The organism is Rheinheimera sp. UJ51 (assembly GCF_020819615.1).
GTDB classification, from domain to species: Bacteria; Pseudomonadota; Gammaproteobacteria; order Enterobacterales; family Alteromonadaceae; genus Alishewanella; species Alishewanella maricola.
The window spans coordinates 376,922-398,371 of sequence record NZ_JAJHOG010000001.1; the positions used below are offsets into that span (position 1 = coordinate 376,922).

Annotated in this window: 21 protein-coding genes; all 21 read right to left on the reverse strand. The window is 48.3% G+C overall.

Features of this window, described 5'->3' with window-relative positions; genetic code table 11:
* Positions 1 to 2: 2 nt before the first annotated feature.
* Positions 3 to 746: a flagellar motor protein gene (locus LMJ53_RS01690; protein ID WP_229584491.1), complete on the reverse strand. Its 744-nt coding sequence runs from the start codon at positions 744 to 746 to the stop codon at positions 3 to 5.
* Entirely contained in the window at positions 739 to 1,899 is a 1,161-nt protein-coding gene (locus LMJ53_RS01695) for a protein-glutamate methylesterase/protein-glutamine glutaminase (protein ID WP_229584492.1), read from the reverse strand. Before LMJ53_RS01695 ends, LMJ53_RS01690 begins: the two co-directional genes overlap by 8 nt.
* 11 nt (positions 1,900 to 1,910) lie before the next feature.
* Positions 1,911 to 4,058 carry a chemotaxis protein CheA gene (locus LMJ53_RS01700; RefSeq protein WP_229584493.1) on the reverse strand — a complete coding sequence of 716 codons (2,148 nt, stop codon included), beginning with the start codon at positions 4,056 to 4,058 and terminating at the stop codon, positions 1,911 to 1,913.
* Between the two features lie 15 nt (positions 4,059 to 4,073).
* The gene (locus tag LMJ53_RS01705; RefSeq protein WP_229584494.1) at positions 4,074 to 4,826 is read right to left on the reverse strand and encodes a protein phosphatase CheZ; all 753 of its coding nucleotides are present in this window, start codon (positions 4,824 to 4,826) and stop codon (positions 4,074 to 4,076) included.
* Between the two features lie 26 nt (positions 4,827 to 4,852).
* Positions 4,853 to 5,236, reverse strand: coding sequence for a chemotaxis response regulator CheY (gene cheY, locus LMJ53_RS01710; protein WP_226751841.1), 384 nt, complete (start codon positions 5,234 to 5,236; stop codon positions 4,853 to 4,855).
* Between the two features lie 42 nt (positions 5,237 to 5,278).
* The gene (locus tag LMJ53_RS01715) at positions 5,279 to 5,959 is read right to left on the reverse strand and encodes an RNA polymerase sigma factor FliA (protein ID WP_229584584.1); all 681 of its coding nucleotides are present in this window, start codon (positions 5,957 to 5,959) and stop codon (positions 5,279 to 5,281) included.
* A gap of 47 nt (positions 5,960 to 6,006) precedes the next feature.
* The gene (locus LMJ53_RS01720) at positions 6,007 to 6,825 is read right to left on the reverse strand and encodes a MinD/ParA family protein (protein WP_229584585.1); all 819 of its coding nucleotides are present in this window, start codon (positions 6,823 to 6,825) and stop codon (positions 6,007 to 6,009) included.
* Between the two features lie 40 nt (positions 6,826 to 6,865).
* Positions 6,866 to 8,290: a flagellar biosynthesis protein FlhF gene (flhF, locus tag LMJ53_RS01725; RefSeq protein WP_229584495.1), complete on the reverse strand. Its 1,425-nt coding sequence runs from the start codon at positions 8,288 to 8,290 to the stop codon at positions 6,866 to 6,868.
* 9 nt (positions 8,291 to 8,299) lie between these two features.
* Entirely contained in the window at positions 8,300 to 10,408 is a 2,109-nt protein-coding gene (gene flhA / locus LMJ53_RS01730) for a flagellar biosynthesis protein FlhA (RefSeq protein ID WP_229584496.1), read from the reverse strand.
* 137 nt (positions 10,409 to 10,545) lie between these two features.
* Positions 10,546 to 11,676, reverse strand: coding sequence for a flagellar biosynthesis protein FlhB (gene flhB / locus LMJ53_RS01735; protein WP_229584497.1), 1,131 nt, complete (start codon positions 11,674 to 11,676; stop codon positions 10,546 to 10,548).
* Positions 11,677 to 11,685: 9 nt separating this feature from the next.
* On the reverse strand, positions 11,686 to 12,447 hold the full coding sequence (fliR, locus tag LMJ53_RS01740; protein ID WP_229584498.1) for a flagellar biosynthetic protein FliR: 762 nt from the start codon (positions 12,445 to 12,447) through the stop codon (positions 11,686 to 11,688).
* Between the two features lie 11 nt (positions 12,448 to 12,458).
* Positions 12,459 to 12,728, reverse strand: coding sequence for a flagellar biosynthesis protein FliQ (fliQ, locus tag LMJ53_RS01745; RefSeq protein ID WP_229584499.1), 270 nt, complete (start codon positions 12,726 to 12,728; stop codon positions 12,459 to 12,461).
* On the reverse strand, positions 12,725 to 13,471 hold the full coding sequence (gene fliP, locus LMJ53_RS01750) for a flagellar type III secretion system pore protein FliP (RefSeq protein WP_229584500.1): 747 nt from the start codon (positions 13,469 to 13,471) through the stop codon (positions 12,725 to 12,727). Before fliP ends, fliQ begins: the two co-directional genes overlap by 4 nt.
* An 8-nt stretch (positions 13,472 to 13,479) precedes the next feature.
* Entirely contained in the window at positions 13,480 to 14,085 is a 606-nt protein-coding gene (gene fliO, locus LMJ53_RS01755; RefSeq protein WP_229584501.1) for a flagellar biosynthetic protein FliO, read from the reverse strand.
* Positions 14,085 to 14,465, reverse strand: coding sequence for a flagellar motor switch protein FliN (fliN, locus tag LMJ53_RS01760; RefSeq protein WP_229584502.1), 381 nt, complete (start codon positions 14,463 to 14,465; stop codon positions 14,085 to 14,087). The genes fliO and fliN overlap by 1 nt, the downstream gene beginning before the upstream one ends.
* Positions 14,466 to 14,470: 5 nt before the next feature.
* Positions 14,471 to 15,559 carry a flagellar motor switch protein FliM gene (fliM, locus tag LMJ53_RS01765; RefSeq protein ID WP_229584503.1) on the reverse strand — a complete coding sequence of 363 codons (1,089 nt, stop codon included), beginning with the start codon at positions 15,557 to 15,559 and terminating at the stop codon, positions 14,471 to 14,473.
* Positions 15,560 to 15,571: 12 nt separating this feature from the next.
* Complete coding sequence (fliL, locus tag LMJ53_RS01770) at positions 15,572 to 16,087, reverse strand: flagellar basal body-associated protein FliL (RefSeq protein ID WP_229584504.1); 516 nt, start codon at positions 16,085 to 16,087, stop codon at positions 15,572 to 15,574.
* A gap of 145 nt (positions 16,088 to 16,232) precedes the next feature.
* A complete protein-coding gene (locus LMJ53_RS01775; RefSeq protein ID WP_229584505.1) occupies positions 16,233 to 18,692 on the reverse strand; it encodes a flagellar hook-length control protein FliK in 2,460 nt (819 codons plus the stop codon).
* A 93-nt stretch (positions 18,693 to 18,785) separates the two neighbouring features.
* Entirely contained in the window at positions 18,786 to 19,241 is a 456-nt protein-coding gene (gene fliJ / locus LMJ53_RS01780; protein ID WP_229584506.1) for a flagellar export protein FliJ, read from the reverse strand.
* Positions 19,241 to 20,584, reverse strand: coding sequence for a flagellar protein export ATPase FliI (gene fliI, locus LMJ53_RS01785; RefSeq protein WP_229584507.1), 1,344 nt, complete (start codon positions 20,582 to 20,584; stop codon positions 19,241 to 19,243). Before fliI ends, fliJ begins: the two co-directional genes overlap by 1 nt.
* Positions 20,585 to 20,634: 50 nt before the next feature.
* Complete coding sequence (gene fliH, locus LMJ53_RS01790) at positions 20,635 to 21,438, reverse strand: flagellar assembly protein FliH (protein WP_229584508.1); 804 nt, start codon at positions 21,436 to 21,438, stop codon at positions 20,635 to 20,637.
* Between the last annotated feature and the right edge of the window lie 12 nt (positions 21,439 to 21,450).

A 21,450-nucleotide genomic window follows, 5' to 3' on the forward strand; every position in this document is an offset into this window, starting at 1 on the left:
ACTTAACCTGGTCGATAGGCGGCAAGTTTCCGCTCAATAGTCCGTGGATTTTGCCCTTGGGCAATAGACACTAGGCCTTCAATAATCAACTCGTGATAAAGACTTTGTTGCTGCACTAAGTTTTTTAATTTGTTCCCTAAAGGGATAAACACCAAGTTCGCAAAACCAACGCCATAAATGGTGGCCACAAAGGCAGTGGCGATGCCCAAACCGAGCCTATCAGGATCACTGATATGACTCATCGCTTGAATAAGCCCCAATACCGCGCCAATAATACCGATAGTCGGGCTGTAGCCTCCCATCGCTTCAAAAATACGCGCGCCGCGCAGTAAACGTTCGCGAGCTAAACTTAATTCAGCATCTAAGGTGCTTTGTAAGGTTTCGGCTTCTGCACCATCTACTAATAAGTTTAAACCACGATGCAAAAACGGATCAGATTCTTCTAACGCTGCCGATTCTAATGACAAAAAGCCATTCGCGCGCGCTGAATTTCCCCACTCAACAATCCGGTTCATGGTTTGTTGTACTGGCAGTGCGCGGGGTAAAAACGCCCATGGCAACATAGATAAGCCCAAGCGAAATTGTTGAAATGGGGTTTGCAACATCACTGCACCCAGCGTGCCACCAAATACAATAATAAACGCCGGTAAATGCATTAAGGTACTAAGGGTGCCGCCTTCTAAAACAAAGCCGCCAGCCACCGCCACTACCGCCAGTATAAAGCCAATAAAAGCCAACTTATCCATGCTTAAGTTCCGTCAATATTCTTGCGGCCACATCAGCTAAAGGCACTTCCGCATCCATTAATCCTGCTGCTGCAATCGCTTGCGGCATCCCATAGACAACACAACTGGCTTCATCTTGCGCCCAAATGGTTGCGCCCTGCTGTTTCAGCATGCGCGCACCTTCGCGACCATCAGAACCCATACCGGTTAATACAATCGCCAGCACTTTTTGCTGAAACACCCGTGCAGCAGTAGCAAAGGTGACATCCACGCTGGGTTTAAAATTAATCCGCGGCGAATCATCATCTTTAATTTTTAAACGCGCTTGGTTTTCATTGCCATCCACCAGCATTTGTTTGCCACCTGGCGCTAAATAGGCCACACCTGGGCGCAACAGTTCATTGTCTTCGGCTTCTTTAATTTCAATTTTGGCCAACGAGTTTAATCGCTGCGCAAAAGCGCCGGTAAAGGCCGCCGGCATATGTTGAATTAAGATAATCGGTAACGGGAAGTTAGCGGGTAGCGCCGTTAAAATACGTTGTAAGGCCACGGGGCCGCCGGTAGAAGTACCTATGGCCACCAGCTTATATTCTTTACCACTACTTTGTGCCACGGCAGAGCTGCGTGGGGTTAACGCCGGCCGCTGCAAGGCACTGCGTGCCCCGAGGGTGCGACTGGCATCAGCCAATGGCCGTGTCGTGACATCGGCAGTGCGCGTGGTGGGCATAGCGGCTTTTGCTAGCGGAGAGTGTGCAAAAGTACTGCGACCTAAGGGTCGACGTCTTGCAACCGCTTTAACGCGATCGCGTAACACATCGATAGCTTCTTGCTTATCGCGGGCAATATCTTCAAATTTTTTCGGTAAGAAATCGACAGCCCCCGCTTCCAGCGCATCTAAGGTCGCTTTAGCGCCATCATGTGTCAGCGAGGAAAACATTAAAATAGGAATGCGCTGGGTTTTCAGTATTTCGCGAACCGCAGAAATGCCGTCTAATACCGGCATCTCGATATCCATGGTGATCACATCGGGTTTTAACGCTAATGCTTTCTCTATGGCTTCCTGCCCATTATTGGCGGTATCAATCACCTCTAACTCAGGATCAGCCGATAACATTTCGGTTAACCGACGGCGGAAAAAACTCGAGTCATCAACGATTAATACCCTAATAGCCATGCAATACTCACTTACCCACGTAGCGTTTTAAAGCGCTCGAATTTTATTTTTGATTTTTTAGCGTAATGCTTAAGCAGGTTTGGCACGTCTAAAATCAAGGCGATACCGCCATCGGAAGTTATGGTAGCGCCGGCCATGCCGGGTGTACCTTGTAATAACGCATCTAGCGCTTTGATCACCACTTCTTCTTGGCCAATCAGTTGATCAACCACAAAACCCACTTGCTGCTGGCCGATTTGCACGATCACGACATGACCTTGTTCGCGGCGTAACTTTTTATCAGAGCCTTTGACCAACCAATGCTCGAGGTAAAACAAGGGAATGGCTCTGTTGCGCACCACGATGGTTAACTGGCCATCGACAATATTGGTTTTCGCCAGATCCAGATGGAAGATTTCATTGACACCGGCTAAAGGTAAAGCGAAGGTTTGTTTGCCTACTACCACCATTAAGGTTGGCAAAATAGCTAAAGTTAACGGCACCTTGATTTCTAACGTGGTGCCTTCACCCAATTTCGAACTAATATGCACGGTACCGTTCAGTTGAGTGATCTTGGTTTTCACCACATCCATGCCGACACCGCGACCCGATATATCCGAAATCTGCTCTTTAGTTGAAAAGCCGGGGGCAAAAATCAAATTAAAGGCATCGGTATCCGACATTCTAGCGGCCGCATCGGTATCAATAACACCGCGTTTAATGGCAATGCCTTTGAGTTTCTCTGGATCCATACCGGCGCCATCATCTTGAATGGTCAACAGAATATGATCCCCGGCTTGGGTCGCCGCTAATTTCACAATACCGGTCCGAGCCTTACCTGCAGCTGCACGAACATCAGGCATTTCAATACCGTGGTCAACCGAGTTGCGCACCAAATGCACTAACGGATCGGCTAAGGCTTCCACCAAGTTTTTATCTAAATCGGTTTCTTCACCTTCAAGGATCAGATCGATATCTTTTTTCAAAGAGCGCGCTAAATCACGCACGACGCGAGGGAAACGGCCGAATACTTTCTTAATGGGCTGCATGCGCGTTTTCATCACCGCGCCTTGAATATCCGCAGTGACCACGTCAAGGTTGGCAATCGCCTTAGTCATTTCTTCGTTTTGCGTTGAACTCGATAAGCTCACCAAACGATTGCGCACCAACACTAACTCGCCAACCATATTCATAATTTGATCTAGGCGTTTAGTATCGACTCGTACCGTTGTTTCAGCGGCAGGTGCAGCCGGCGGTGCGCCTTTATCCGCTGGCGTCGCCACAACTGGCGCAGCCGTTGCGGCAGGCGTTTGCGCTGTGGTTACCGGTGTAGGCGCAGCCGGACGCTCAGTGGTTTTAGCCGCTGGCGGTGTTACTGGTGCTTTGCCTTTGCCATGCAATTGATCTAATAAGGCTTCAAATTCGTCGTCGGTGATTTCGTCATCTTTTGGCGCGGCGGCTTTTGGCTTGACGGGTTCAGCTTCTGCAGGGGCTTTGGCTGGCGTGTCGGTGTTAAAACTGCCTTTACCATGTAACTGGTCTAGCAGGTTTTCAAATTCGTCATCGGTAATGTCATCAGACATATCAGCGCCAAGCTCAGCACTGCTTGTTGCGGTAGGCGCACTATCACGACCAGGAGCACCGCTACCGTGCAGCTCATCAAGCATACTCTCGAATTCGGCTTCAGAAATACTGTCGATATCACCCGCATCTTCAATTTCGGCAGCCGCTTGAGCCGTTGCGGCTGGCGGCGCTGGCACTGCGGGTGCCTCTGCGACCGGATCTACAGCGGCAGGTTCACTGTAGTGATGGAGTGCCGATAATAAATCAGCCGCCGCTGGCGTTAACGGTTGGCGCGCTTTAACTTCGGTAAACATGCTGTTGACCGAATCAAGCGCTTGCAAGATCACGTCCATTAATTCTGGCGTTACCGAGCGCTTGCCTGTACGTAAAATATCAAATACGTTTTCTGCACCATGGCAGACATCAACTAATTCGGTTAGCGATAAAAAACCGGCGCCGCCTTTAACCGTATGAAAACCACGGAAAATCGCATTAAGTAGCGGCGCGTCATCTGGGTTATTTTCTAACTCAACTAACTGTTCTTGCAGCAACTCCAAAATTTCACCGGCTTCTACCAGAAAATCCTGAAGAATATCTTCGTCCATATCAAAGCTCATCTGCAGACACCTCAGTTAAAACCCTAAGCTAGACAGTAAGTCGTCGACATCGTCCTGACCATTTACTACATCTGCACGCTCAGCGGCATCAATAATCGGGCCTTCGGCAGCAACCAACGTTTTAGTTTTACTTTTTACGGGTTGTTGTTCCAGAAATTGCGAACTGGATTTACCAAAAGCAGTAACAAGACCGATGAGGCTTTCTTCAACTTCTCGCACCAATTCAATCACGCGGCGAAGAATCTGCCCAGTAAGATCTTGAAAATCTTGCGCCATCAAGACGTCAGTTAACAAGCTGTTTAGACGTAATGATTCGCTCGAGGTCTTTTGTAAAAAACCATCAATATCATGACAAAGCACTTTAAATTCAGCTAAGGGCAAATCGCGCTGCATCAATTTTTGCCATTGCGGCATTAATTGCCCAAGTTGTTTAGTGATCTCATCGGCAATCGGTAAACAAGACTCAACGGCATCCATGGTGCGGTTAGCGGCTTGCTCTGTCATATCAATAACATGGTTTAAACGCTTTTTCGCATCAGGAATATCTTCTTGCAGGATATTGCTTAGTGCAGGATCAATTTGGAAGTTTTTTAAGGAATCGTGCAGTTGCCGGGTAATTTTTCCGACCTCAGCAAATAGCTCGGACGAGCCAGGCGTACCCAGCTGTTGGACCAGTTGATTAGCAACTTCTTGCTCGCCAATCTCCAGCAGCTGAACCAGTTCTTTTGCTTGTTCAAGCGTAATTAATGGGACCGTAGTCGCAGGCATGGCTTTACTCCTTGGCAAGAAACGGTTTACCCGATCCGCTCAAATACTTTCGCCAGCTTTTCCTGTAAGGTTGCAGCAGTAAAAGGTTTGACGATATAACCATTTACGCCAGCTTGTGCTGCCGCGATGATTTGTTCTTTTTTAGCTTCAGCCGTTACCATCATCACCGGAATGTGTTTGAGCTTAGCATCGGCACGAATTGCTCTTAGCAAATCGATACCCTGCATACCCGGCATATTCCAATCGGTGACCACGAAGTCAAAATCTCCGCCTTGTAACATAGGTAAGGCCGTGCTGCCATCATCTGCTTCTGAAATATTGGTAAAGCCTAGATCGCGCAACAGGTTTTTGATGATGCGTCTCATAGTAGAAAAATCATCTACCACAAGAATTTTCATGTTTTTATTCAAAGTCCCCTCCGAAGAGAAAGTCATCCCGATAATATGGATGCATTACAACCAAGCCTGCATTCGGCCTTTTAAACGCACCAATGCCTGACTATGAATCTGACTGATACGAGACTCGCTGACATCCAGCACCGCCCCGATCTCTTTTAAGTTTAGTTCTTCATTATAATACAGCGACAGCACTAACGCTTCTCGCTCTGGTAAACTGTTGATGGTTTTAGCAAGTGCATCGTTAAAGGCGCTGTTAGCTTGATGCTGATATAACTGGTCGGTATCGCTGTCATCAGCAGTGACCAACACGTCTTCTGAAATGCCGAGGTCTTCAATACCAATAATACGACCCGAGCTAACATCACTAAGCATATGATGATATTCATCTAATGATATAGCAAGTTTTTCTGCAACTTCATAATCTTTTACGTCGCGGCCCAACTCAGCTTCTAGCTCGGCGATGGTATCGGCAATTAAACGGGAATTACGATGCACCGAACGCGGCGTCCAATCGCCTCGACGAATTTCGTCTAACATGGCGCCGCGAATACGAATGCCAGCAAAGGTTTCAAAACTCGCCCCTTTGCTACCATCGAAATTTTTCGCCGCTTCAATTAAGCCGATCATGCCAGATTGAATTAAGTCATCGACTTGCACACTGGCCGGCAAACGGGCCAATAAGTAATAGGCAATACGTTTGACCAGCGGAGCTTGTCGCTCCACTAACTGTTGCATGTGGTCTACGCCACCATAAGCGGCAAGCTTACTGTTCACAGATCCCCCTAATCAGACTGTGGCTGTACTAATTGCTCCAGAAAAAACTCCAGATGCCCAGATGCACTGCCTGGCAACGGCCATTTCACGGCTTTAAGCGCTAAGGTTTTAATTGCCATGCTCGCCGGTGTTGTTGGGAAGGCTTCAATAAAAGCTTTCTGTTTGCGCGCAGCTTTGCGCACGTTTTCATCCTGTGGCACGGTGGCCACTAATTCTAAACTGACATCAAGAAATCGATCGGTAACACGTGTCAGTTTAGCAAATAATTCTTGGCCTTCTTTGAGGCTGCGCACCATATTGGCTACAATTTTAAATTTATCGACGCCGTGGTCGCGACTTAATATCTTCATTAAAGCATAAGCATCGGTAATGGAAGAGGGTTCATCACATACGACCATTAATACATCTTGCGAGGCACGAGAGAAACTGAGCACCATATCGGAGATACCCGCAGCAGTGTCAACTAATAACACATCAATCGGCGTGTGTAATTCACTGAAGGCACGAATTAAACTAGCATGTTCTACCGGAGAAAGCTCCGTCATATTTTGACTACCGGAGGTGGCAGGTACAATTTTGATACCGTAAGGCCCCTCTACCAAAATATCGTCTAAGGTAGCCGATCCAGCAAGGACATGGGATAAATTTTTATCGACGCGCAAGCCCAACATCACGTCGCAATTGGCTAAACCGAGATCGGCATCGAGTACTAAAACCTTTTTCCCCAGCTGGGCCAGCGCCATAGCCAGATTCAATGTGACGTTGGTTTTACCCACGCCACCTTTACCGCCGGTTATGGAAATCACTTTTACCATCTGTTTCTTCATTTTTCTAAGGCCACTGGCTTGATCATCGGCTAATACATCTTTAGGCATATGCAGCTGCTACCTGCGTTGTGTCGTCTTGATACCATTGATGGCGGTTACCACTGTGTTGCTGACGTAACTGTTCCGCTTCTTTTACTAAATCGGCCGCGTCAGCAATGCGAATATCTTCTGGCACGCGTTGACCATGTGTTAGGTAACTGACCGGCAAGGCATTTTGTAATGCCACATTGATCACTTCACCTAAACTTAAACATTCATCCAATTTGGTGAAAATACAACCTGATAAGCCAATGCGTTTAAATTGTTGCACACTTTCTTGCATCACGCGCGCCTGCGCTGTGGCTGACAATACCAGATAACTTTTTATTTTAACACGAGAATTATGAACCAATGACGCAAGTTTCTCGGCTAAACGCACATCACGTTGGCTCATGCCGGCAGTATCAATTAAAACCAGTTTACGCTGTTGCAGCTGATTCAACAATATCGCCAGCTCTTCGCTATCTTTCGCCTGTTTAACTGGGCAACCGATAATGCGGCCAAATGTCGCCAGTTGTTCAAAAGCACCGATCCGAAAACAATCGGTGGTAATTAAAGCCACTTGATCAACGCCATGTCGTTTAGCAAAACCCGCGGCAAGCTTGGCCACTGTGGTGGTTTTCCCGACGCCAGTTGGGCCGACCAAAGCAATAACACCACCTCGGCGCAAAATATCATCGTTAGTAGTATTTAACTGCCCTGTCAGTAATTCTAGCGCAGTATCCCATGCATCGGCGGCATTTAAATCATCTGGCATAAAACAGGCTAACTGATCAGCGATTGGTTCAGACAAACCCATCTGTTGCAAATTTTCAATCACCAGTGCCCGCACGGGCTCGCGCCGAGCTAAATCTTGCCACATTAAACCCGAGACTTGATGCTGCAATAATTGGCGCATCGACAGCATCTCAGTTTGCATTTGTGCGAACTGTTGCTGCATTAATTTTGCTTGGGCTTGCTGGGCTTGACTAATTTCTTGCCACTGTGCCGGCTGAGCTTGGGTATTGCCAGAATTTTGACGTTCAAATTGTGGGGCTTTTTGTAACGCGGGCTCAGCAACCTTTTGCTTAGTTAATGGCGCAGCGGGTGCTTGCGGCTCACGACCTTGTTGCTTAATCATTTGTCTGGCTAGCAAGGCGCGTAATGAATCAGCGGGATCCGCTTCTGGCTCGTCATCAACACTGACACTAAAGCGTGGTTCAGCGCGTGCACTGGCACTTGCTACCGTTTCTGCAGTGCTAGAAGCCTGTGCTGGCGAGGCTTGGCGCGGTGTTGCCGCCGGGGCTTCTGCATCAATCGCAGCAACAATTTCAACACCGCCAGCGACTTTCTTGTTGGATAAAATAATTGCATCGGCGCCGAGGAACTCTTTGACTTCTGCCAGGGCGCTGCGCATATCTTTGGCAACAAAGCGTTTAATTTTCATGAGTTACTCCTAGTTCTGCTGACCGATTACACTAACGATTCGAATTTGTTTGTCATCGGGGATCTCTTGATATGACAACACTCGTAGTCCTGGAATAGTGTATTTCACGAATCGTGCCATGACTGAGCGTAAAATTCCTGACGTCAGCATAATGGCACTTTCACCGGTCAATTCTTGGTTCTGATGCGCTTCTTGTAATGACTGCTGAATACGATCCGCTAAACCGGGTTCAATACCTGCGCCATCGTTGCCTGCCGCTTGCATGGATTGATGCAACATTTGTTCAAGCTCTGGCGCAAAAGTAATCACCGGGATCTCAGGTTTACTGCCCACCACTTCTTGCACAATAAGCCGGCGCAAGGAAATACGACAGGCGGCGGTTAACACATCGACATCCTGACTTTTCGCGCCATATTCCACCAAAGTTTGTACAATAGTGCGCATATCACGAATTGGCACGCCCTCGTGTAATAAGTTTTGCAACACTTTGACTACGGTTGTCAGTGGCAGTGTTTCAGGGACTAAGCCTTCCACTAGCTTCGGTGAGTGCTTGGCCAGCATATCTAACAAATTCTGTACTTCCTCATGGCCTAATAAACTGGCGGCATGGTTCGTTAAAATTTGGCTAAGATGCGTGGCAACAACGGTGGCCGCATCGACCACGGTATAACCCAGTGTTTGGGCATGTTCACGCTGATCTTTACTGATCCACACCGCATCCAAGCCAAATGCCGGATCTTTGGTGGCAATACCTTTTACCGTACCAAACACTTGGCCTGGGTTAATGGCTAACTCATTATCGTGGCGTAATTCACCCTCACCATTGGTTACGCCCATTAAGGCCACCCGATAGCTGTTCGGCTCTAAATCAAGGTTGTCGCGAATATGGACTGGCGGCACCAAAAAGCCCAACTCTTGTGATAGCTTTTTACGTACGCCTTTAATCCGATTTAACAACTCGCCGCCCTGGGCTTTATCCACCAAGGGGATCAAACGATAACCCACCTCTAAACCAATGGTATCAACGCCATGCACATCGTCCCAACCGATCTCTTTCACGGTTTGTGCTTCAGGCTTAGGTTGGCCAGCCGTGGCTGCACGCGGTTGCAAGGCAGTTGCTTTTTCGGTGGCCAGTTTTTTGATATACCAGGCTACGCCGCCCAATAACGCTGCTAAGGATAAGAATGAGAAGTGTGGCATGCCGGGCACAATGCCCATTAACGTCATTACGCCAGCGGCCACAAACAACACATGGGTGTTATCGCCCAACTGACTGGTCATTTGCTTGCCCAGATCGCCTTCTTTGTTTTGACGGGTGACGATAATGGCAGTACCAATCGATAACAATAAACCCGGGATCTGCGCGACCAAGCCATCACCAATGGTCAGCAAAGTATAAATTTCCATTGCATCGCCAAAGCTCAGATCGTGCTGCATCATGCCGATAAACAAGCCACCAATCAGGTTGATCACCAAAATAACGATACCGGCGATAGCATCACCTTTTACGAATTTACTGGCACCGTCCATCGAGCCATAAAAGTCGGCTTCGTTGGTGACATCTTCACGGCGTGCTTTGGCCTCTTCTTGGGTAATTAAACCGGCATTTAAATCGGCATCAATGGCCATTTGCTTACCAGGCATCGCATCTAAGGTAAAACGCGCAGACACTTCAGCGATACGACCGGCACCTTTGGTCACCACCACAAAGTTGATAATAATTAAGATCAGGAAGACCACGATACCCACGGCATAGTTACCGCCGATCACGACTGAGCCAAAGGCTTCAATGACTTTACCAGCGGCATCGCCACCGTTATGCCCTTCCAGCAACACCACACGGGTACTGGCCACGTTAAGCGCTAAACGTAAGATGGTCGCAATTAAGATCACACTGGGAAAAATACCGAAATCTAACGGCCGTTTGGTATAGATGGTGACCAGCAACACCACCAGCGCCAGCGCGATATTAAAAGAGAATAAGACATCCAGCATAAAAGGTGGCAACGGTAATACCACCATTGCCAATGCCGCCAAAATTAAGATTGGCGTGCCGACACCCTTAAGGTGTTGAAGCTGGGATCGATCAAATTTACTGAGAAGCTGGCTCAACTGCATGGATAACCTGACAATTTAATGACGGAACAACAGGCTAAAGCAATAAACGTTCCAGTATCAGGTGAGGTTATTGAAAAGCGGCTAAATGGGCGATAAAACCGTGCCGATACTTCTCGGCACGCTGCGGTCATTCGTGTTTAGTGTTTAAATTCATCAGGGATGGGTAGCTCTTTGGCGAGGTTTTTCGGCCGACTGCCCTTGCCTTTGCGATACATCCGTAATTGGAAGACATAAGCGAGCACTTGCGCTACAGCCGCGAACAATTGTTCGGGGATCGGGTGATCAAGTTTGGTGGTGTAATAAATCGAACGGGCTAGCGCCGGGGATTCAATCACTGGGATTTTATGACCATTGGCAATTTTTCGAATATGCATGGCGATATCATCGACGCCCTTGGCAACCACCACCGGTGCGCGGAACTTGCCTTGATCATACTTCAGCGCTACCGCATAGTGCGTTGGGTTGGTAACGATAACATCCGCAGTGGGGACTTGCTGCATCATCCGCTTCATCGACATCTGCATTTGTGTGCGACGGATCCGCGCCTTGATCTCTGGGCTACCTTCCGAGTTTTTATGCTCGTCTTTAATTTCTTGCAGCGACATTTTTAGTTGCCGCACATGATTCCACTTTTGATAAGGCGCATCAACTAAGGCAATTAGTGAGGTACTGGCACAGAGCCCTAAAAATAACCAACCTAAAAAATACAACGCCGATTCAATATTATTGGGTTCGCTCATCAGCGATAACGCCATAATATCCATAAAAAACAGCTTTAATAAGAAAAAAGCAACCCCCACCACCACGGCCACTTTTAAGAAGCTTTTACCCAGCTCGACCAGCGCTTGTAAGCCGAACATGCGATTTAAACCTTTCATCGGGTCCATTTTACTGGCTTTGGGGCCTGCAGCTTGCCAACTCAGGTTAAAGCCCCCTAATAAGGTATTACCTAAAAACGCGGCAATAAGGATCAACGTAAACATGCCCATTAAAGGCGCGATCAGCTCACCACCCGCCTCTCCCCACGCCGTAAACATCGAATTCGTTTCAAAAATATCTTTTTCATCCAGCCTTAACATACGCTGGCCAATGGTGAGTACTGCCATCGCTAACATCTTGCCAAACACCAATAATGCTGCGGCGCTGCCAATTAGCACAAAAGCCGTGCCAAGGTCTTTTGAGCGGGCGATTTGGCCCTTTTCTGCTGCGTCTTGCAGCTTCTTGGGCGTGGGCTGTTCGGTTTTTTCTGCGCCGGAATCTTCTGCCATGTCAGCCTCCTAGCAACTAATCAGCCGACAGCTGTAATCAATTACATGCTGCCACTGTTTATCGTAATGGAATAAAAAGGTATCGAGCGTTAACCATAAAATCAGCAAGCCTGACAGCATGGTCACAGGGAAACCAATTGAGAAGATATTCAGTTGCGGTGCAGCACGGGTCATAATGCCAAACGATAAATTGACCATCAGCATGGCGACAATCGGTGCTAAGGCAATTGCCAGCGAAGTGGCAAACATCCAACCGCCAAACTCAATAATGGTCCAGTAGTGCGTCACATCCCACCATTGACCGTTAATTGGCAAGGTATCGAAGCTAAACACTAACATCTGGATCATAATCAGATGGCCATCGAACACAAAAAATAACAAGGTGGCTAAAATCAGATAAAACTGACCGATAGCCGGTACCGTCATGCCGCTGGCCGGATCGGCCATTGAGGCAAAGGCTAAACCGGTTTGCGTGGCCAGTAATTGCCCCGCCAACACAAAGGTATTAATAAACATCAACGAAATAAAACCAAGGGCAAAGCCAATGGTGATTTGCAACAGCACTTCTAATACCATGGCAAAAGAAATTAACTCTGGGTAAACCGTTTTTGGCAACATTGGCATCATCACTAGCGTGATCATCACCACTAAACCGGTTTTGATCCGCGTGGGGATAGTGCGTACGCCCAAGCCAGCCATAATCATTAACATGCCAGTGACTCGGCACAGCGGCAGCAGAAAATCAGCAATAGCTTGTAACAGCGTTGCCATCAAAATTTCCATTAGCCAACTACCGTTGGAATGCTTTGATATAAGTCGACGGTATATTCCATGATCACCCTTACCAACCAATGCCCGCCGAACATCAACGCTAATAAAGTGACAATTAAACGCGGTAAAAAACTTAACGTTTGTTCGTTTATCGAGGTCGCTGCTTGGAAGATCGCCACAATTAAACCGACAAACAATGACGGCAAAATGATGGCACTAACCAGTAAGATCACGATAAACAGTGAATCACGCAACACATCAACAAAGACCTCTGGACTCATGTGCCTACTCCATAACTGGTGGCCAAGGTGCCCATCACTAAAATCCAGCCATCGACCAACACAAACATCATTAACTTAAAGGGTAAGGAGATAATCATGGGTGACAACATCATCATACCCATCGCCATCAAGACGCTGGCCACCACAAGGTCGATAATCAAGAACGGGATAAACAACATAAAGCCAATTTGAAACGCGGTTTTCAATTCACTGGTGACAAAAGCCGGGATAACAATAGTCATCGGATAATCTTGCGGCTGCACAGCCACATCTAAGCCCGCAATTTGTGCAAAGGTATCCAAATCTTTTACCCGCGTTTGATGCAGCATAAAGGCTTTTAACGGCACAATGGCCGCATCAAGTGCCTGCATCGGATCCAGGGTTTCAGCAAGGTAAGGTTGGATGGCTTGCTCATTGATGTTTTTAAATACCGGCGCCATGATAAAAAACGTCAAAAACAGCGTAATGCCAATAAGTACCTGGTTAGACGGGGTTTGCTGTAAACCGATTGCTTGGCGCAAGATGGCCAGCACTACGATGATCCGAGTAAAGCTGGTCATCATGATCACCATCGCCGGCACAAAGCTGAGCGCGGTCATAATGGCCAGTACTTGCAGCGTGACACTGTAAGATTGTGAGCCATCAGAATTGGTCGTCACAGTCAGTGCCGATAAACTGCCATTATCGGCCAACAGCTCAGGACTTAGCAAAGCTAACAACAACAGAAACAACAATCGCGACATGGAAAAATCTATTTTTTCAGGAATGATTGTAACTGTGTATGAAAGTCTGATGCCAACTTTTCTTCAGGAAGCGGATTTTCTAATTCAAACAGCAAATTAATGTTATGTGGTGTGACGCCAATAACACGTTGTTTGCCTTGCATTTCAATAACTAAGATACGTTCACGCTGCCCTAATGGCAGGGAAGAAATCACTTTAATATGTTTAGTACCAGGTAGCCGTAACGACAGTTTTTTAAACAACCAACCCAAACCAATCACTAAAACAACCACCAGCGCCAGAGAAATGACGATTTTCATCAAGGTCATCGAGCTCGGTGTTGCTGCGCTGCTATTCTCGGCCGCTTTAAGCCGAGCAGTACGATCGCTTGCTGTGTTATTGTCAGCCACTGGCGTTGCTAACGGCGCGCTGGTGTCTTTTACTAAGGGGTTAGGCTCGTCCGTAACCACTTCAGCGGGTACCGGCTCAGTCAGCTCTGGCTGATTGACCGCAGGCTCAACCGAAGCCGCAGCGCGCTGCTGCGGTGAGTCTGTTGCAGGCGGCGCAGTAGCTAATGCCTGCAGCGGCAGCCACAGGCAATAGGTTAAGGCGAAAAGTAAGCTACTATTGCGCATTAGCGTAACTTCTTAATCCGCTCAATTTGGCTAATCACATCCGTTAATCGGATACCAAATTTGTCGTTAACCACCACGACTTCACCATGCGCAATCAGGGTACCATTGACTAATACATCTAAAGGCTCACCGGCGATCCGATCTAACTCCACCACTGAACCTTGGTTCAGTTGCAGTAAATTACGAATACTGATTTTAGCGCGTCCTACTTCCATCGAAATAGTCACGGGAATATCTAAAATGGTATCGAGCTTACGCTTATCTAGCGCACTGCCTTTCTCGTCTTTTAATTCTTCAAGATCGACCTTTTTTGCATCGCCACCTTCAGCCTCAGCCATCGCTGCTGCCCATTCGTCCATTGTGTCTTGATCTTCAGCCATCGTTGTTACCTTCTTTCCCGCTCACCGATATTTAAATCGGCCTCTAATTCTGAAATATCTGCATCATTGTCTAAGCGACGGCCACCTTTGGTGAACACTTGTAGCTCAGACTTAACCGATTCAGGTCGCTTAATCTTCTCGGAAATCTTCAAGGCGACATTATCGCGAGAACGCCCCAGCTTCGCACGATACGTCGGTAAATCTTCTATCAGCACGGTAATATGCTCTGGTATGTCTACTGGAATAATATCGCCAGCTTTTAATTCCATGATTTGTCGCAGCGTTAAGTCAACTTCCAGCATTTTGGTGCTGAGATCGACTTTGACGTCCATAATTTCATCTCGCAAGGCTCTAGACCAGCGTAAATCGGTGTCTTCTTTATCGCTTTGCACACCGGCATCCAGCAACTCACGTATCGGCTCTAGCATCGAATAAGGCAGAGCAACGTGGAAATCGCCACCGCCGCCATCTAATTCGATATGAAATGAGCTGATCACCACGACTTCTGTGGGGCTGACGATATTCGCCATCGCGGGGTTCACTTCCGAGTCCAGATATTCAAACGACACATCCATGACCGGCGCCCAAGCTTCTTTGTAATCTTCGAAGATGAGTTTTAGCAACATCTGAATGATGCGACGCTCGGTAGGCGTAAATTCGCGCCCTTCAATTTTGGCATGATAGCGGCCATCACCACCAAAAAAGTTATCTACCAAGATAAACACCAGCCGTGCTTCCATGGTAATCAGGCCCGTGCCTTTTAATGGACGGAAACGCACCATGTTTAAACTGGTGGGCACAAACAAGGTGTGCACATATTCGCCGAATTTAATCATTTGCACGCCGTTAATCGACACTTCGGCAGTGCGGCGCATCATATTAAACAAGCTGATGCGCATGTGCCGAGCAAAACGCTCGTTTACCATCTCAAGCGTAGGCATCCGACCACGGACGATACGATCCTGCGAAGAGAAGTCGAATTGAGTAGACTGACGCCCTTCTGTGGCTTCAATCCCCTCGACATCTTCTTCTTCTACGTCATCGACGCCATGTAATAGCGCATCAATTTCATCTTGGGACAATAAATCGGACACGGTTGCTCACTCTTATTGCATAACAAAACCGGTAAATAGCACTTCGGCTATTACCACAGAACCCACCACATCCAGCATGGCGTTTTGTAAATCAATTAACGCTTTGTTTTTTAATTCTTCTTTGCCCGTAGCTGAAATCAACTCGTCAGCATTAGCTGAACTAAAGGTGGCTAATAAGGCGCTTTCAATTAACGGAATATTCTTGAGCGCCAGCGCTTGGTTTGCTGAGCCGCGCACCATTAATTGCACCCGAATTTGCACTAAGCGATCTCGCGATAAACCGGCTACATTAAATACGAATGGCCGCGGCAATTGCACATAAAGCGCAGTACCCTGCACCACCGGTGTGCCGTCGCCAGCCGCGCCCCCTTCAGCAGTCACTTCAGCACTGGCAGCGGGTGTATCTGAACCCATAAAGAAAAAATAACCGCCACCGGCACCCGCTAATACCACCACGAGCGCAATCAGCATCATCAGCTTTTTCTTTTTGGCTCCCTGATCAACAATCTCTAACTCATTATCTGCCATTCTGTATGGCTCCCTTTGCCGTCAAAAAACTGACTAAATAACTGTTATTATGCTCACCTGTCACGGCTGTTGTAAACGAAAAGCCGTGATAACGGTGAAATCGACTGACTTTCAGCCGCCGAACGGCTTAACTATCTAAGCCTGCTTAGGCATAGTAATCCACGATACGATCGCTATGTTGCACCTCGACACTGCGCTCTTGCACTGGGCCATCAATATCATCAAACAGCGCTGAACCTTGGCCCTGGCCTTGCTGCGAGCCAGAATCAGCAGATTGCCGGTCTTGCCGCGATTGCTGTTGCACCTGACCTTCGCCTAATTGAATGCCCTGTTGTTGCAATAATTCACGTAATCTTGGCATTTGTTGTTCTAGTAGCTCTTTCGCATGGGCTTGTTGCACTATAAACTGCACTGAAGCTTGTTCTTGCTGTAAGTTAACGCGAATTTGCATTTGCCCCAATTCGGCTGGATCTAAACGAATATCGGCCACCTGAATATTTTGTCTTACCATAATTTGCACGCGTTCCCGTAACTGACCAGCCGCATCTTGCTGTAATTGTAACTGCTGCATGCTGGTGGGTAAGGTTGCAGCAGGGGCTTTGCTTTGATTAGCGCGCGTTTGTTGTTCTAAAGCGCCAGCGAAACCCTCAGCGCGCAGCATATTATTAGCTAATTCACTCGCTGTCGGTGTGCTACTGCTGGCGGCTGGCACGTTATTGGCTTGTTGCGCCAAACTCACTTCGAGGTTTACTGCGGCAAACTGGCGAGCATCTTGACGTTGCTGACCTGATTGCTCATGTTGTTGCTCGCTGTTGGCGGCATTTTTGGCCACATGCTCAAGGGTGTTTAACTTGGTGTTTGCGGCACTCTCCGCACTGGCCGTAGGCACTTTAGTCAGCTCGGCTGTCGGCGCAGTGACCATAATAGGCTCAGCTTGATCTTCCGTCACATTATTTAGCGCAGCCGATTGTAACGGCGCACTTTGCATAGACGCGGTTGCTGCGCTCTGAGCGCTTGAAGGTAGCGCAGCCGAATTCGCTGCTGCCACGCTCGCTTGCGGCGTCTCTACCTGACGGGTTTTGCTATTTAGACTGTTACTGACGGCAATTTGTGCCTCTAAATCGGCTAACGCCTGCTCGGTTTGCTCCGCTTCAGCGGTCAAAATGTCGGCGTTACTGTCATTTTGCTGAGCCGCAGTGGTCAGTGAACTGACGGGTTGATTCGCTATGGTGTTGGCAGGGTTGCTCTGACTGGCCATCTTATTTATAGCGACGGTTTGCGCTTGATTACTGGCCGCGGACTTAATAGCAACCGCTTGCTCTGGCAACGTACTACCCGCGGTTTCTAACTCAAGATCAACTGAACTCAGCTCAGCAGTTTGTATTGTCGGTGCTGTTTGTACGCTTTGTGCATTTTGTTGTTTAGCCGTTACAGGCGTTGCAACCGCTTGCTCAGTTGATGCGGTGACTAAAGACTTCGCAGCGCCCTGCTGTGCTTGCGACACTTGGTTTAATGCTGCATCGTTTGCAGTGCTCTCACCACCCGCGGCCTTTAACGCTTTAGCCGCTTGCTCATCCAGCACCGCTTTGCTCTCTGCCTTTATTGCTGAAGGCGCTAACGAAGCCAGTGCCGCGGCTTTATCGGCCGTTTTCTCCGGCGCAACATCACTTAAGTTTGAGTCAATAACTTCGGCCAGCGCCGCAGCATCGGTTATCGGGATAATCGGTGTTAGGCGATCAGTCACTGGGCTGTCATTTAGCGTAAATTGTGTGGCACTGGTTTTTTGCTTTAAAGCTAACAAGGCAGCTGCTTGCCCTTGTTCCTGTGCAGCGTCAGTCAGCGGTTTTTCGCTTAATGTTGTTGCGGTCGCTGAGGTATTACCCGCTGAAGCGTTCAGCACATCCGTGTCAGCAACCTTGCTTGTTAGCGCCGTTGCAGAAGACGGTTCAGTCGTATGTGCCTGCGCCGTTAATTTACCCGCAGCCAGTTGTGCGGCACTAAACGCGTCTAGCGCAAGGTCGCCAGCCGGTATTTCGGCACTGAGCAGCTGCGCATCAAACTGGTTAAAAAGGCTATCTTCAGGTGCTGGCACAGGGCCAATAGTTTGAAAGTCCGGTATGGGTTGAATTTGAAAAAACTCAGCAGGATCGCGGGTACGATAACGTAACTGTGCGCTGGTATCTGTCGATTGTTTAATTAAGCCCAACCATTGGCCAGCAATATCTAATTCTGCGGCAAGCTCAGCGGATGCTTCAGTATTGTCAGCTAACGAGGGATCCGTAACCATTTTAGGCTCGGTAACAAAGGCACGATGATCAGCCGTTGTGACTAAAGGCTTCGCGGTGCTTGCTTGCGTTTGTTCGGTGCTCTCGGCGCTTACAGTGTTAGCAGTGTTAGCCACTGGTGCTTTAATCGCTTGGCGCGAATTGGCGGCAACATTTTGCCCTGCAGTACTCTTTTGTTGCTTATCTTGCAACAATTGTTGAAACACGCCGGCTTGCTGCGCACTGGCTGGATCATTAAATTGCCCAGCCGCAGCCTGCTCGCCAGAGGGCGTGCTGTCTAAGCCGTTAAACATTAGGGAAAACTGTAAGCCTTGAGTCATGTGTTACTCCGCCTGCATCTAAGCTGCTGTGTAAGCCTATTTATATGCAAATACCATACAAAAACCGCGCCACTTTTAACTGTTTGCAATGATTTAGTACTGCTCTGTCTGTTTAGTACGTTGATAAAAACGTTGCGCCGCATATTCATCGGCCAGTTTTTGTTGTTGTTTTTCTGCTAGTTGAAATTCTTTTTGTCGAGCTTGTTCAACCAAGATCTCTAAAGCTTTACGCTTGGTCTGCATTTTTAACCAGGTTTGCCGCCGCTGCTCTGCCGCGTTACGACTTTGCTGTACCACACGACCTTGCTGAGTTAATGCCTGATCTAACTTACTGATAAAGCTTACATACTGATTATATTGGCGACCACCGAGGCCGGCACTGCCTTGCTGCAAGCTTTGCTGAATATATTCGGTGCGATAATCGGCTAGGCCTTGATATTTTTGCTCCGCCTGCACAAACGCTTGCTGTGCTCGTACAAATTGCGCCTGCAAGGTTTCCTCACGCTCTTTTTGTACTTTAATTAATAACGTTAAGCGTTCATTGGCCATTAGTTAGCTCGCTTCGGTTGAGGTGCCAACTGACTGAGCAGCGTCAGACACTCGTCATATTGCACAATTTCTTTCATGCCTTGCTGTAAAAAGGTATTGATGCGCGGCAACATGTTGATGGCTAAATCTAACTGTGGATCACTGCCTCGCACATAAGCGCCAATGGCAATTAAATCTTTGCTTTGCTGATAACTGGCATATAACTGTTTAATACTGCGCGCCATCAATTGGTGCTGCTCGCTGGTTACCGCAGGCATGACTCGACTGATCGATTTTTCAATATCAATTGCCGGAAAATGCCCGGCATCGGCAAGGCTGCGCGACAACACAATGTGGCCATCTAAAATAGCGCGTGACGCATCAGCGATCGGATCTTGTAGATCATCACCTTCTGATAACACGGTATAAAAAGCGGTTATTGAGCCTTGATTGCCCGAGCCATTACCGGCACGTTCAACCAGCGCCGGTAATTTGGCGAACACCGAAGGGGGATAGCCCTTTGTGGCGGGTGGCTCACCAACGGCCAGGGCAATTTCGCGCTGCGCTTGGGCATAACGCGTAATAGAGTCAATCAGCAGTAATACATCAAGGCCTTGATCACGAAAATATTCAGCAACTTGCACCGCCGTTTCACAGCCTTTTAAACGCATTAACGGTGACACATCGGCCGGTGCGGCGACTACGACAGAGCGTTTCTTACCCTCGTCACCTAAAATTTCATCGATAAATTCCTTTACCTCGCGTCCCCGCTCACCCACTAAGCCCACCACAATAACATCTGCAGCCGTGCCGCGCGTCATCATGCCCAGCAGCACACTTTTACCAACGCCGGAGCCGGCAAATAAGCCCATACGCTGCCCCTTGCCAACGGTTAAAATGGCGTTTATAGAGCGGATCCCGACATCCAGTGGCTGTTTAATTGGCCGCCGATGTAGCGGATTTATCGATTTACCTTTACCTGTGGCATATTGTGTTGCTGTAATTGGCCCTTTACCATCCAGCGGTTGGCCCACACCATCAATCACCCGCCCCAGCAATGCCATGCTGAGCGGCACACCTTTGTGCTGCAACAGCGGCGTGACCCGAGCGCCTGGTACCACGCCGTCAATATCATCTTGCGGCATTAAATACACGCGCTCTTGGGCAAAACCCACCACTTCCGCCATAATTTGGCCGCGAGCACTGTCGACTAAACAGGCTTGGCCAATAGCCGCGCTGCAGCCCACGGCTTCCAGCGTTAAGCCGACCACCCGCACTAAGCGGCCAGAAACCATCGGCCGGCTCTGATGAATATACTGATGTTGCTGCTTAACACGGTTAAGCAAGCTGACAGGTTCAGTCATAAAATCCCTGTGTTGTGCTGCATAAGCAGCATTGTCAGATAAAAAGCGGTTTACTCTGGAGAGGGCTGATGCAGGAAGTGTTCCAAGCTGCTTTGTAAACGTTGCGTCAAACTTCTGTCGACACTGGATTTTTCGGCTTCTACCAAGCAACCGCCTTGTTCTACCAACGGCTCAGCACGTAATTGCCATTGGCGTTGCTGCAGATCGTCTGCTGAATAATGTTCGCGAATAATGGCTAAATCATCTGGATGCAGTTTAATCAGCAGTTGACCCGCTTGCATCGGTAAGGCCGCGGTGGCTTCTTGCATGGCTTGCAAAATCACCTGAGGATTAGTTTTGACTTCAACGCCGATCACGGCTTTGGCCATAGCTAAAGCTAACTCGGTTAATGCCTGCTCGACTTGCTGATTTAAATCGGCCAGCGGTTGCTGTAATTGTTCGATTAAAGCCGTTAATTGCGCCAATTTTTCATCAATATCGGGCTGCGCCGCGGCGAGGCCTTGTTTTTTGCCTTCAGCGACACCTTGCGTTAAGCCATCTTGTTGCCCTTGTTCACGGCCTTCGTTGTAACCCTTACTAAAGCCTTCGTCTTTACCCTCGGCAAAGCCTTCATCATAAGCCGATTGCCGCAGTTGCTCCATGTCAGCCGCAGTCAGCGGTTTAAAGCTTTCTTCTTCGTCGGCAGGGTCAGGCGTAGTCGTGTGGCTTGGGCGTCGTAAATTCAGCGCATTGGTATGCCCTGGCAGCATTTCGGTATCTGCCGTCATATCGGGGGTATCCCAAGTTTGCAGCAGATCAGAAACCTCTTCGTCAGGCGAAAAAGGTTTTTTATATCGAAACGCATCTTTACTCATCTAGCCCTCGCG

What these genes read in the sequence shown, in the direction of transcription:
- fliN (WP_229584502.1), bottom strand. Translation starts at nt 14,465, where the DNA reads ATGGCTGAAGATCAAGACACAATGGACGAATGGGCAGCAGCGATGGCT.
- LMJ53_RS01695 (WP_229584492.1), bottom strand. Translation starts at nt 1,899, where the DNA reads ATGGCTATTAGGGTATTAATCGTTGATGACTCGAGTTTTTTCCGCCGT.
- fliJ (WP_229584506.1), bottom strand. Translation starts at nt 19,241, where the DNA reads ATGGCCAATGAACGCTTAACGTTATTAATTAAAGTACAAAAAGAGCGT.
- flhF (WP_229584495.1), bottom strand. Translation starts at nt 8,290, where the DNA reads ATGAAAATTAAACGCTTTGTTGCCAAAGATATGCGCAGCGCCCTGGCA.
- fliI (WP_229584507.1), bottom strand. Translation starts at nt 20,584, where the DNA reads ATGACTGAACCTGTCAGCTTGCTTAACCGTGTTAAGCAGCAACATCAG.
- flhA (WP_229584496.1), bottom strand. Translation starts at nt 10,408, where the DNA reads ATGCAGTTGAGCCAGCTTCTCAGTAAATTTGATCGATCCCAGCTTCAA.
- fliL (WP_229584504.1), bottom strand. Translation starts at nt 16,087, where the DNA reads ATGGCAGATAATGAGTTAGAGATTGTTGATCAGGGAGCCAAAAAGAAA.
- fliO (WP_229584501.1), bottom strand. Translation starts at nt 14,085, where the DNA reads ATGCGCAATAGTAGCTTACTTTTCGCCTTAACCTATTGCCTGTGGCTG.
- LMJ53_RS01690 (WP_229584491.1), bottom strand. Translation starts at nt 746, where the DNA reads ATGGATAAGTTGGCTTTTATTGGCTTTATACTGGCGGTAGTGGCGGTG.
- fliP (WP_229584500.1), bottom strand. Translation starts at nt 13,471, where the DNA reads ATGTCGCGATTGTTGTTTCTGTTGTTGTTAGCTTTGCTAAGTCCTGAG.
- fliQ (WP_229584499.1), bottom strand. Translation starts at nt 12,728, where the DNA reads ATGAGTCCAGAGGTCTTTGTTGATGTGTTGCGTGATTCACTGTTTATC.
- LMJ53_RS01715 (WP_229584584.1), bottom strand. Translation starts at nt 5,959, where the DNA reads ATGCAACAGTTAGTGGAGCGACAAGCTCCGCTGGTCAAACGTATTGCC.
- fliR (WP_229584498.1), bottom strand. Translation starts at nt 12,447, where the DNA reads ATGGCAACGCTGTTACAAGCTATTGCTGATTTTCTGCTGCCGCTGTGC.
- LMJ53_RS01700 (WP_229584493.1), bottom strand. Translation starts at nt 4,058, where the DNA reads ATGAGCTTTGATATGGACGAAGATATTCTTCAGGATTTTCTGGTAGAA.
- flhB (WP_229584497.1), bottom strand. Translation starts at nt 11,676, where the DNA reads ATGGCAGAAGATTCCGGCGCAGAAAAAACCGAACAGCCCACGCCCAAG.
- LMJ53_RS01720 (WP_229584585.1), bottom strand. Translation starts at nt 6,825, where the DNA reads ATGAAGAAACAGATGGTAAAAGTGATTTCCATAACCGGCGGTAAAGGT.
- fliH (WP_229584508.1), bottom strand. Translation starts at nt 21,438, where the DNA reads ATGAGTAAAGATGCGTTTCGATATAAAAAACCTTTTTCGCCTGACGAA.
- LMJ53_RS01775 (WP_229584505.1), bottom strand. Translation starts at nt 18,692, where the DNA reads ATGACTCAAGGCTTACAGTTTTCCCTAATGTTTAACGGCTTAGACAGC.
- LMJ53_RS01705 (WP_229584494.1), bottom strand. Translation starts at nt 4,826, where the DNA reads ATGCCTGCGACTACGGTCCCATTAATTACGCTTGAACAAGCAAAAGAA.